Genomic DNA, 11,224 nt, shown 5'->3' with positions numbered 1-11,224 from the left:
ACCCAACCTACCGACCCGGGGCGGCGGAGCTACGCGCCCATGTCGGTGAGGAGCTCGGGGGCCACCATCACGACGAGGATGATCAGGATCACCGGGTTCGCGAAGAACGCCACGACGACGCCGATCGCACCGTACCAGCGGCCGAACCCGCCGACGGCGGCGATGAACCCGAGGACGGCCGCGATGAGCGTCAGGAAGACCACGACGAAGCAGATCCCGAAGGCGAACTTCGTGTCGCCGCCCATGAACACCGCGAACGCGCTGGCGTCCACCGCGGCGGAGACGATCGCCAGGCCGAACGCGATCTTGCCGACGATGGGGTTGCGCCGGCGACGGGTGCGTCCCTGCCGCCGGACGTCGACGGTGTTCGACTGCATGAGCCGGGCGAACTCGTCGGTGCCGGCTCTGGGGGTGCCGGCCTTCGGGGTGCCGGCCTTGGGGGTACCCGATCGCGGGGTGCCTGCTCGAGGGGTGCCCGCTCGGGGCGCGCCGGCACCGGGTGCCGCTGCTCGGGCTCCGGGTGAGCGTGCGCCCGACGGACCGGCTCCGGATGCGCCTGACGACCGCTGTTGCGGATCAGTCGCCACGGAGCCTCCCTCTGCCTCTGGTCGTCGTGTCGGCCGTCGACCTGGGCCGACCGATGCATGCTAATGCCCTGCCCTGGCGGTCGGCTCCGAGGAAGCGTGGGGTCCGCTGCGAGGATGGGACCGTGCTCCCCGACCTCGCCGAACTCCTCGCCGACGCCCACGTCGTGGCCCTGCCGATGCGGGTCCGGTTCCGCGGCATCACCACGAGAGAGGCCGTGGTGCTCCGCGGGCCCGCCGGCTGGACGGAGTTCTCCCCGTTCGTCGAGTACGACGACGCCGAGGCCGCCGCGTGGCTCCGTGGCACCGTCGACTTCGGCTGGACCGAACACGTTCCGGCAGCCGCGTCCGTCCCGGTGAACGCCACGGTGCCGGCGATCGAGCCCGGTGCCGTCGCGGACCTCCTCGCGCGGTACCCCGGCTGCACGACCGCGAAGGTCAAGGTCGCCGAACCGGGCACCTCCGTCGCGGACGACGTCGCCCGGGTCGCCGAGGTGCGCCGGGTGATGGGGCCCGCCGCGGCCGTGCGGGTCGACGCGAACGGGCTGTGGAGCGTCGACCAGGCGACCGCGGCGCTGGAGCAGCTCGCGCCGTTCGACCTGCAGTACGCCGAGCAGCCGTGCCGCACGGTGCCCGAGCTCGCTGCGCTGCGGGCCCGGATCGCGGGGCTCGGCGTGCCGATCGCGGCGGACGAGAGCGTCCGCAAGGCCACCGACCCGCTCGCCGTCGCGCGGGCCGGCGCCGCCGACGTCCTCGTCGTCAAGGCGCAGCCCCTCGGCGGGATCACCGCGGCGCGGGCGGTCATCGCGGCGGCGGGGTTGCCGTGCGTGGTGTCCAGCGCGCTGGACACGTCGGTCGGGCTGGGGATGGGGGCGTTCCTCGCGGCGGAGGCGATGACCCCGGGGTACGCGGCGGGCCTGGGGACCGCCGTGATGTTCGAGGGGGACGTCACGGCCGAGCCGCTGCTGCCCGCCGACGGCAGGATCGGGGTCCGCCGCGTCGAGGTCTCACCCGCGTTGCTCGCCCGCTTCGCCGCTCCGCCGGAGCGGGACGCGTGGTGGCGCGCGCGCGTCGCGCGCGTGCACGCGGCGCTGCGCGCCGCGGGCGCGGGCGCGTAGCGCCGCGCGCACGGGCGCGGGCGCGGGCGCGGGCGGCCGCTGAGATCGCACTTCGTGTCGGTCCGGCGCTGCCGAGCCGACACGAAGTGCGATCTCACCGGGGGGAAACCAGGCGCGAGACCGGGCGGGGGCGCGCCCCGGGGGGCTAGACCGGGACACGACGGAGGCGGGGGGGGGGGGGGGGCCCCCCCCCCCCCCCCCCCCCCGGGGGCCCCCCCCCCCCCCCCCCACTCGCCGCGGCCAGGCGGCACGCGCCGCGGCCGCGGCCGCGCGCGGCAGGCCCCGCCGGGGCCTCCCGCCGCGGCGGCCGCGCGCGGTAGCGTCGGAGCATGGAATTCAGGTACCTCGGCAACTCCGGACTCAAGATCTCCGAGATCACGTACGGCAACTGGCTGACCCACGGCTCGCAGGTCGAGAACGACGTCGCCACCCAGTGCGTGCGGGCAGCGCTCGACGCCGGCATCACCACGTTCGACACCGCGGACACGTACGCCAACACCGCGGCGGAGACGGTCCTCGGCGAAGCGCTCAAGGGGGAGCGTCGTGCCGGCCTCGAGGTCTTCACGAAGGTCTACTGGCCCACCGGCCCGAAGCAGCACAACGACGTCGGGCTCAGCCGGAAGCACATCATGGAGTCGATCAACGGTTCGCTGACCCGCCTCCAGACGGACTACGTCGACCTCTACCAGGCCCACCGGTACGACTACGAGACCCCGCTCGAGGAGACCATGCAGGCCTTCGCCGACGTGGTCCGGCAGGGCAAGGCGCTCTACATCGGCGTCTCCGAGTGGACGGCGGAGCAGATCCGCGCCGGCGCCGCGCTGGCGAAGGAGCTCGGCTTCCAGCTCATCTCGAACCAGCCGCAGTACTCCATGCTCTGGCGGGTCATCGAGGGCGAGGTCGTCCCCACCTCGAAGGAGCTCGGCCTCTCGCAGATCGTCTGGTCCCCGATCGCGCAGGGCGTCCTGACGGGCAAGTACAAGCCCGGCCAGCCCCTGCCCGAGGGCTCGCGCGCCACGGACGAGAAGGGCGGCGCGGACATGATCAAGCGGTTCATGCGCGACGAGGTCCTCGAGGCCGTCCAGCGCCTGCAGCCCGTCGCCGACCAGGCCGGCCTGACCCTCGCCCAGCTCGCCATCGCGTGGACGCTGCAGAACGAGAACGTGGCCAGCGCGATCGTCGGGGCCTCCCGTCCGTCGCAGGTCACCGACAACGTCAAGGCTGCTGGCGTCACCCTCGACGCCGACGCGCTCCGCGCCATCGACGAGGCGCTCGGCGACATCCCGGAACGCGACTCCTCGAAGAGCGTCAGCCCGACGTCGCGCCCCGCGTAGACGCGACCACCCATCCGACGGGAGGCCCGGTGCCAGCTGGCACCGGGCCTCCCGTCCGTCGTCCCAGGAGAAGCGCGCGACGCGACGTTGCACACCGCACCGCGCGTACCCCGGATGAACAACGCGTGTCGCGTTCCTGGTAGACCCCTGGGTAAGTCCGTACCCCGCCCAAACCCCATCGAGGAGCCCCCCGAATCGGGGGCATGACCTCGACCGACACCCTCGTTGTGGTGCCACCTGAACAGGTGACACCGACAGCACGGCTGAGCCGTCTCGTCGCGACGGCCCGGCAGCTCGTGTCCTTCGGCGCCATCGGCGCGTTCTGCTTCCTCGTCGACCTCGGCGTCTACAACCTGCTGCGCGCCACGGTGCTCGACGACAAGCCCATCGGCGCGAAGGTGGCGTCCGCGGTCGTCTCGACGGCGGTCGCCTACGTCCTGAACCGCTTCATCACGTTCCGCGCCGAGCGCACCACCGGGCGTCGCGAGACGATCCGCGAGGGGCTGCTCTTCGCACTCACGAACCTGATCGGCCTCGGCATCGCCGCGGCCTGCCTGTACGTCTCGCACTACCTCCTCGGATTCACCTCCACCCTCGCCGACAACGTCGCCGGCAACGGGGTCGGCCTGGTCCTCGGCACCGCGTTCCGGTTCGCCGCGTACAAGGCCCTCGTCTTCCGTTCCCACGACGCACGTCGCACGAAGGAGATCGTCGAATGACCGTCATCACGACGCTGGCCGCGGCCGCCGGCCCGCTGCTGCAGCCGAAGGACCAGTCCGGCACGTCGGGGAACGTCCCGAACCGGGGCACCACGGACGTCCCGACAGGAGGCTCGGGTCAACTCCCGCACGCCGCCTGGTCGGTCGGCGAGTGGGTCGGCTACAGCGCCCTCATCGCCATCTCCGTGCTGCTCACGCTGGTCGCGCTGTCCACCCTGTGGTGGATGCTGCACGCCTGGCGCTCGCGCTCCGCGCTCCGCGCGACGAGCTTCAGCCAGACGCCGCGTCCCGCGGCGCACCGCTTCACCCTCCTGGTGCCCGGCCGGCACGAGGAGGACGTGATGGGGCAGACGCTCGACATGCTCGCCACGCAGGACCACCCCGACTTCGAGATCATCGCGATCGTCGGCGAGGACGACCCCGGCACCGACCGGGTCGTCCGTGAGGCCGCGGCCCGCCACCCCGGCCTGATCAAGGTCGTGGTCGACGACACGCTGCCGAAGAACAAGCCGAAGGCGATGAACCTGGCGCTGCAGTACGCCACCGGTGACGTCGTGGGCGTGTTCGACGCCGAGGACGAGGTGTACCCGCACCTGCTCACCCTGGTCGACTCGCGCTTCCAGGAGACCGGCGCCGACGTCGTGCAGGGCGGCGTGCAGCTGATGAACTTCAAGTCGAGCTGGTGGTCGCTCCGGAACGTGCTCGAGTACTACTTCTGGTTCCGCTCGCGCCTGCACTTCCACGCCGAGTCGAAGTTCATCCCGCTCGGCGGCAACACCGTCTTCGTGACGAAGGAGCGCCTGGACTGGTCGAACGGCTGGGACGCGCACTGCCTCGCCGAGGACTGCGAGCTCGGGGTCCGGCTCTCCGCCGACGGCGCCAAGGTCGTCGTGGCGTACAGCCCCGAGGCGGTCACCCGCGAGGAGACCCCGCCGACCTTCGCCTCCCTGCTGAAGCAGCGCACCCGCTGGAACCAGGGCTTCCTGCAGGTCCTGGAGAAGGGGGAGTGGAAGAAGCTCCCGACGCTGAAGCAGCGCTTCTTCGCCCGGTACCTGCTCACGATGCCGTTCATCCAGGCGGCCACCGGTCTGCTCATCCCGCTCAGCGTGGTCATGATCGCGTTCGTGAAGGTCCCGACGGCGATCGCCCTGGTCTCCTTCATCCCGCTCGCACCGACGCTGATGCTCCTGGCGGTGGAGATCGCCGGGCTCGGCGAGTTCGGCCGGCTCTACAAGGAGAAGGTCCGGATCCGCGACTACGTGAAGCTCGTCCTCGGCCTGATCCCGTACCAGGTGTTCCTCGCCGCGGCGGCCGTCCGTGCCGTGGTCCGGCACGCCCGCGGCCAGAACGGCTGGGAGAAGACGGAGCACACCGGGCAGCACCGCACCGCGGCGCAGCAGCCCGAGGTCGTCGGCTTCCCCTCGGCCGTGACCAACCCCGAGCCGGCGTTCGCCGGTGCATCCGCAGGAGGTGAACGATGACCGCGAGCATCACCCACACGACCGGCATCCCGGTCCGCGGGACGTCCACCGCCACCGGTGTGCGCCTCTGGTTCCAGGTGCACGCCAGGAGCCTCGCGTGGCTCCTCCCCGTCGTGGCGATCGCCGCGGTCGTGCAGGCCTGGAACATGGGCGGCATCCCGCAGCGCATCGACGACGAGGGCACGTACACCGCCCAGGCGTGGGCGATCACCCACCTCGGCGAGCTCACGCACTACACGTACTGGTACGACCACCCGCCGCTCGGCTGGATCCAGATCGCCGGGTACACGTCGCTGACCGGCGCGTTCGCCCGCTACCCGTTCGCCGTCGAGGCCGCTCGGGAGGCGATGGTGTTCTTCGCCGCGGTCTCCGCGGTCCTGGTGTTCGTGCTGGCCCGACGCCTCGGCACCGCCCGGCCGACGGCCGCGATCGCGGTGCTCGTGTTCGGGCTCTCGCCGCTCGCGCTGCAGTACCACCGCACGGTCTACATCGACAACGTCGCGACCCCGTGGCTCCTCGCCGCGTTCGTGCTCGTGCTCAGCCGCCGGCAGCAGCTCGCCGGCTTCGTCGGTGCCGCGGCGTGCCTCGGCATCGCGGTGCTCAGCAAGGAGACCTACCTGCTGGCGCTGCCCTTCCTGGTCTGGATGGCGTTCCGCCGTGCCGACCCGAGCACCCGCCGGTACACGCTCAGCGTCGCCGGTGCCGTGCTGGCGGTGATCGGTGGCGGGTACGTCCTGCTCGCCGCCGTGAAGGGCGAACTCCTGCCGAGCGCCGGCAAGGTCAGCCTGCTCGAGGGCGTCACGTACCAGCTGGGCAGCCGGGAGGCGAGCGGATCGCTCTTCACCAGCGGCAGCCTGGCGAACGAGGCGGCGTCCCAGTGGTGGGCGCTCGACCCGGTGTTCATCGTGCTCGGCTCGGCCGCCGCGGTCGTGGGCCTGTTCCTGCGCCGCGTCCGTCCGATCGCCGCGATGCTCGTGTTCCTGCTCGCGATGATGTTCCGCCCGAACGGGTACCTGCCCGTGCCGTACGTGATCATGCTCGTGCCGTTCGGGGCGCTCCTCGTGGCGTACGTCGCCGAGCGGGCCGTGCTCGCCGTGGCCGGCATCACCGCCTTCCGGGGGAGGAACCGCTTCCGCGGGGTCTCGCGCCGGGTGCTCGGCGGGACCTGGGCGATCGTCACGGTCGCCGCACTCGTGGCCGCCGTGCCGCTCTGGGGCTCGCAGCTCCGCGGGTTCCTCGTCACCGACCTCGACAAGCCGATGGCGCAGGCGGAGAACTGGATCGGCGACAACGTCGACAAGCGCTCCCGGATGCTCGTCGACGACGCGATGTGGGTCGACCTGGTGAACGACGGCTTCGCGCGGAACAACGTGGTCTGGTACTACAAGCTCGACACCGACGGAGCCGTCGAGAAGCAGTCGCCGAACGGCTGGAAGGACTCGGACTACGTCGTCACGACCGACTCCATGCGGACCGGCGGGAACTCGTCGTCCGACGTCCGTCAGGCGATCGCGAACTCCACGAGCGTCGCGACCTTCGGGACCGGCAACCAGGCGGTCGACGTCCGGCAGATCCACCCGCAGGGCGAGTCGACCGCGAAGCAGGAGATCACGAAGGCGACCGACCAGCGGAAGACCCTCGGGACGCAGCTCGCCCAGAACCCGGCACTCGAGGCCGACGCCGGGACGAAGTCGCAGTTCCGCGCCGGCCAGGTCGACTCCCGGGCGATGATCGCCCTCGGCCAGGTGCTCGCCGACCGCTCGGTGCGGATCGACCGCTTCACGCCGATGACCGGCGAGACCGGCCAGTCGTTCCGCCGCGTGGTCCTGCACGCGTCGAGCGACCAGGCGGCTTCCCGGACCGAGCAGACCCTCGAGGCCATGTCCAGCGCCTTCCGGCCGACCTCGGTCGAGCGGGACGGCGACACCCTGACGATCGTGTTCCCGACGACCGACCCGACGAGCACCGCGGTCAGCACCTCGTGAGCCGCGCGGGGACGTGAGCGGGCGCGCGACCGCGCGGGACCGTGAGCGGGCGAAACACCGTGGTCGTCGCCGCGACCACCCGGGCATTTCGCCCGCTCGGCACGGCCGGCCCGCACGAGCACCCGCACACGCACGAACCCCCGCACCCGGCCTGCCCGGGGCCGCGGCCCTGATCCGGAACGACCAGCACCACCCGACCCGAAGGAGCACCACCATGAACGTCACCGCACGCACTCCCCGTCGCCGCGTCGCCGTCGTCGGCGCCCTGGCCGCCACCCTCGTCGCCGCGACCGTCGGCCTCGCCGCACCGCAGGCCGCCAGCGCAGCGCCCGCCGACGAGGGCTGGCTCCGCGTCGGCCACCTCTCCCCGGACACGAAGGGCGTCGACGTCGAACTGTCGAGCCTGTCCGGCGGCAAGAAGGTGTTCGAGCTCGACGACGTCACGTACGGTCAGGTCAGCCCCTACCAGGAGCTCGCCGCCGGCACCTACGTGCTCTCGATGCGCGCCTCGGACGCCCCGGACTCCACCCCGGTCATCTCCACCGACGTCACGGTGCAGGGCGGCAACGCGAGCACCGTCGTCGCGTACGGCAAGAACAAGTCGCTGAAGACGGCCGCGTTCTCCGACGACCTCCAGCAGCCCGGCGACGGCAAGGCGAAGCTCCGGCTCGTCCAGGCCGCGACCACGGCCAAGAAGGTCGACGTCACCGCGGACGGCACGGACGTCGCCACGAACGCCGCCTTCGGCACCGCGACCGAGTACGCCACGGTCGACGCCGGCAAGTGGGACCTCGACATCGCCGGCAGCGGCCAGACCGGCACCGCGGACGTCGACCTCAAGGGCAACACCGTCTCCACCCTGTTCGTGCTCGACAACAGCGCCGGCGACCTGACGATCGTGCCCGTCACCGACGCGGCGGCCACGGCCGCGACGCCGAAGGGCGGGGTCCAGACCGGCGGCGGCGGCACCGCCGCCGACGCCCCGGCCACGGGCTTCCTGCACGCGGTGGTGCGCGTCTTCCGCGGACTGTTCCACTGATCCGGACTGGAGGCCCGGCTCGCCGCCGCCGATCCGCTCACGCGATCCGGTCCTCCCGTCCCGAAGCCCACCCAGCCCGTCGCCCACGTCACCCGTCGCGCGACCCCCGCCACCCAGCAGAGAGCGAGCCAGCATGACCCGCAGGAACTGGATCACCGTCACCGCCGTCGGCGTCGCCGCGGTCCTCGTCGCCGGCGGCATCGCCGTCGCGGCGGTCCGACCCTGGTCGGACCCGGCACCGGATGCCGGTGGCGCATCGACCCCGACCTCGACCACGGCGCCGGACGGCACGCGGTCCGCCGCCGAGCTGCGCACCGCGTTCCTGGACCGGTACGAGCGGAACGGCCGCATCGTGCGGATCGACCAGGGCGACGACACCGTCAGCGAGGGCCAGGCGTACGGCCTGCTCATCGCGTACGCCGCGGGTGACCGCGAGCGCTTCGACGACATCTGGACGTGGACCCGAGAACACATGCTCACCGACGATGACCTGCTCGCCTGGCGGTGGACCACCGACGGCGGCATCGCCGACGGGCAGTCCGCGAGCGACGCCGACCTCGACGCCGCCAGGGCACTCGTGCTCGCGGGGTCTGCGTGGGGTGACGAGCGCTACACGAAGGCCGGCAAGCGCGTCGCCGCGGCCGTGCTCGACCACGAGACCGCGACGACCGACCTCGGGCGGATCCTGCTGCCCGGGCCGTGGGCGGACTCGGAGCCGTACCGGTACGACGCCTCGTACGCGTCGCCGGCCGCCTACCGGGTGCTCGCATCGGCCACCGGGGACGACCGCTGGGCGGAGCTCGAGGCCGGCTCCCGGGCGGTGACGAAGGCCGTGCTCGAGAAGTCCGACCTGCCGAGCGACTGGTCGCAGGTCCACGCAGACGGCAGCGTCGACCCGATGCCCGCCACCGGGAACGACGCTCGCGTGCTGTACGGCTACGACGCGATGCGGATGCCGCTCCGGTACGCCGAGGCGTGCACGGGCGCCGACCGTTCCCTGGCGGCGTCGATCGCGCCGACCCTCCGGCGGACGACGCAGCTCGCGGCGCAGCTCGACCTCGGCGGCACGGCCGTCACCGGGGACAAGAGCGCGCTGGCGTACGTCGCCCGTGCCGCTGCCGAGCAGGCCGCGGGGTCCACGGCGGCGGCGTCGAAGGACATCGACCGGGCCGACCGCACGGCCGCGACGACGCCGACGTACTACGGCGACGCGTGGGCGGCCCTCGGGGCGACGATGCTCACGTCCGACGTGCTCGGCGGCTGCGCGACCTCGGCCGGAGGCGCGTCGTGACCGGGCGGCGGTCCGCGCGTGCGACCGGGTCTGCGACTGCCGGGCTCCGGCGTCGCTGGGTGGCCGTCGCGGCTGCTGCTGCCGCGGTCGTCGTGGCGGGAGCCGTCGTGACCGGGGTCGCGGTCGCCTCCGGGTCGGGCTCCGCACCGGTCGCTTCCGCGTCGTCGTCTGCTTCGCCGGGGTCCGAGGCGGGATCGGTATCTGGATCGGGTTCGTCGTCCGCCGGGTCGTCCTCCGATGCCGCGGGGGACCGGGACACCACCGGGTTCCAGGACCCCGCCGCGCCCGCAGCGGAGTCGGACGCCACGCCCACCCGGGTGTCGATCCCCGCGATCGGTGTGGACGCCTCGCTCGAGGACCTGCACCGCGGCTCCGCCGGTGAGCTCGACCCGCCGAAGGGCTGGGACAACGCCGGCTGGTTCAGCGACGGGATCGTCCCGGGCGAGGTCGGACCCGCCGTCATCGCCGGGCACGTCGACAGCCCGACGAGCGCCGCGGTGTTCTTCCGCCTCGACGAACTCGTGGCCGGCGACGAGATCCACGTGGCGATGTCCGACGGCAGCACCAGGACCTTCACCGTCCAGGACACCGAGCGTGCCTCGAAGTCCGCGTTCCCGACGAGCGACGTCTACGGCACCACCCCCACCCCGCAACTCCGGCTGATCACCTGCGACGGCACGTTCGACACCGCCACCGGGCACTACACGGACAACCTGATCGTCTTCGCATCGCTGTCAGACCGCTGATCCAGCACCCGACCGATACCTTCGACACGGAACTTCGAGGAGCACCATGAGCGAGACCCTGGTCATCATCCCGACCTACGACGAGGCGGACAACATCCGCCCGATCGTGTCGCGCACGCTTGCCGCGACCGACAACACCGTCCACGTGCTCGTCGTCGACGACAACTCGCCCGACGGCACCGGCGACATCGCCGACACCATCGCGACCGAGACGGACCGCGTGCACGTCCTGCACCGCACCGTCAAGGACGGCCTCGGCGGCGCGTACCTGTCCGGCTTCGCGTGGGGTCTCGAGCACGGCTACGACAAGCTCGTCGAGATGGACGCGGACGGCTCGCACCACCCGGAGTACCTGCCCTGGTTGATCGAGCTCGCGGACACCAACGACCTGGTGCTCGGGTCCCGCTGGATCAAGGGCGGCGAGGTCGAGAACTGGCCGTGGTACCGGGAGCTCCTGTCCCGCGGCGGGAACCTCTACACGCGCATGGCACTCGGGATCGCGGTCCGCGACGCCACGGGCGGCTTCCGGGTGTTCACGTCCGACGCGCTTCGGCGGATCGACCTGGACGGCATCGCCTCGAAGGGGTACTGCTTCCAGGTGGACCTGTGCTGGCGTGCCCTCGAGGCCGGACTGCAGGTCGTGGAGACCCCGATCACGTTCACCGAGCGGGAGTTCGGCGTCTCGAAGATGAGCGGGAACATCGTCCGGGAGAGCCTGACCCTGGTCACGAAGTGGGGCATCGACCGGCGCCTCCGCGAGGCCCGGGCGCTCGCGATGCAGCGCAAGCCGCTGCCGTCGGTGCGGCGGAACGCGCACGCGGTGCCGAACCCGATCCACTGAGGCCGGTGCTCGGACCCGGGCGCTGCGGCCCGGGCGCGGGGGCGGGCGCGGGGGCGCTGCGGGCGCGGGGGCGGGCGGGCGCGGGC

General features: G+C 72.4%; 10 protein-coding genes. 9 read left to right on the top strand and 1 reads right to left on the bottom strand.

Going from position 1 to position 11,224, the window contains the following annotated elements:
* Window positions 1-29: 29 nt before the first annotated feature.
* Window positions 30-377, bottom strand: a complete 348-nt coding sequence (locus ACIPJY_RS08680; RefSeq protein WP_400462045.1) for a hypothetical protein — start codon at window positions 375-377, stop codon at window positions 30-32.
* A 332-nt stretch (window positions 378-709) separates the two neighbouring features.
* Here ACIPJY_RS08680 and ACIPJY_RS08675 point away from each other — a divergent pair, with 332 nt between their 5' ends.
* From ACIPJY_RS08675 to ACIPJY_RS08635, 9 genes are all read left to right on the top strand, one after another.
* On the top strand, window positions 710-1,702 hold the full coding sequence (locus tag ACIPJY_RS08675; protein WP_400462042.1) for an o-succinylbenzoate synthase: 993 nt from the start codon (window positions 710-712) through the stop codon (window positions 1,700-1,702).
* Between the two features lie 329 nt (window positions 1,703-2,031).
* On the top strand, window positions 2,032-3,036 hold the full coding sequence (locus ACIPJY_RS08670) for an aldo/keto reductase family protein (RefSeq protein WP_400462978.1): 1,005 nt from the start codon (window positions 2,032-2,034) through the stop codon (window positions 3,034-3,036).
* 230 nt (window positions 3,037-3,266) lie between these two features.
* Entirely contained in the window at window positions 3,267-3,755 is a 489-nt protein-coding gene (locus tag ACIPJY_RS08665) for a GtrA family protein (RefSeq protein WP_400462975.1), read from the top strand.
* On the top strand, window positions 3,752-5,236 hold the full coding sequence (locus ACIPJY_RS08660) for a glycosyltransferase (RefSeq protein WP_400462972.1): 1,485 nt from the start codon (window positions 3,752-3,754) through the stop codon (window positions 5,234-5,236). The genes ACIPJY_RS08665 and ACIPJY_RS08660 overlap by 4 nt, the downstream gene beginning before the upstream one ends.
* The gene (locus ACIPJY_RS08655) at window positions 5,233-7,221 is read left to right on the top strand and encodes an ArnT family glycosyltransferase (protein ID WP_400462970.1); all 1,989 of its coding nucleotides are present in this window, start codon (window positions 5,233-5,235) and stop codon (window positions 7,219-7,221) included. Before ACIPJY_RS08660 ends, ACIPJY_RS08655 begins: the two co-directional genes overlap by 4 nt.
* Before the next feature lie 214 nt (window positions 7,222-7,435).
* A complete protein-coding gene (locus ACIPJY_RS08650; protein WP_400462968.1) occupies window positions 7,436-8,260 on the top strand; it encodes a DUF4397 domain-containing protein in 825 nt (274 codons plus the stop codon).
* Between the two features lie 133 nt (window positions 8,261-8,393).
* Window positions 8,394-9,551: a glycosyl hydrolase family 8 gene (locus ACIPJY_RS08645; protein WP_400462965.1), complete on the top strand. Its 1,158-nt coding sequence runs from the start codon at window positions 8,394-8,396 to the stop codon at window positions 9,549-9,551.
* Entirely contained in the window at window positions 9,548-10,297 is a 750-nt protein-coding gene (locus ACIPJY_RS08640) for a class F sortase (protein ID WP_400462962.1), read from the top strand. Before ACIPJY_RS08645 ends, ACIPJY_RS08640 begins: the two co-directional genes overlap by 4 nt.
* A 46-nt stretch (window positions 10,298-10,343) precedes the next feature.
* Window positions 10,344-11,138 carry a polyprenol monophosphomannose synthase gene (locus ACIPJY_RS08635; RefSeq protein WP_400462959.1) on the top strand — a complete coding sequence of 265 codons (795 nt, stop codon included), beginning with the start codon at window positions 10,344-10,346 and terminating at the stop codon, window positions 11,136-11,138.
* The last annotated feature ends 86 nt before the right edge of the window (window positions 11,139-11,224 follow it).

Source organism: Curtobacterium sp. NPDC090223, from assembly GCF_044746585.1.
Classification (GTDB): Bacteria; Actinomycetota; Actinomycetes; order Actinomycetales; family Microbacteriaceae; genus Curtobacterium.
Note: the sequence above shows the minus strand (reverse complement) of the source record. Positions and strands in the feature narration are given on the sequence as shown.

Excerpts from the sequence above, each read along its gene's own strand:
- ACIPJY_RS08680 (WP_400462045.1), bottom strand. The coding sequence starts at position 377 with ATGCAGTCGAACACCGTCGACGTCCGGCGGCAGGGACGCACCCGTCGC.
- ACIPJY_RS08655 (WP_400462970.1), top strand. The coding sequence starts at position 5,233 with ATGACCGCGAGCATCACCCACACGACCGGCATCCCGGTCCGCGGGACG.
- ACIPJY_RS08650 (WP_400462968.1), top strand. The coding sequence starts at position 7,436 with ATGAACGTCACCGCACGCACTCCCCGTCGCCGCGTCGCCGTCGTCGGC.
- ACIPJY_RS08635 (WP_400462959.1), top strand. The coding sequence starts at position 10,344 with ATGAGCGAGACCCTGGTCATCATCCCGACCTACGACGAGGCGGACAAC.
- ACIPJY_RS08660 (WP_400462972.1), top strand. The coding sequence starts at position 3,752 with ATGACCGTCATCACGACGCTGGCCGCGGCCGCCGGCCCGCTGCTGCAG.
- ACIPJY_RS08670 (WP_400462978.1), top strand. The coding sequence starts at position 2,032 with ATGGAATTCAGGTACCTCGGCAACTCCGGACTCAAGATCTCCGAGATC.
- ACIPJY_RS08645 (WP_400462965.1), top strand. The coding sequence starts at position 8,394 with ATGACCCGCAGGAACTGGATCACCGTCACCGCCGTCGGCGTCGCCGCG.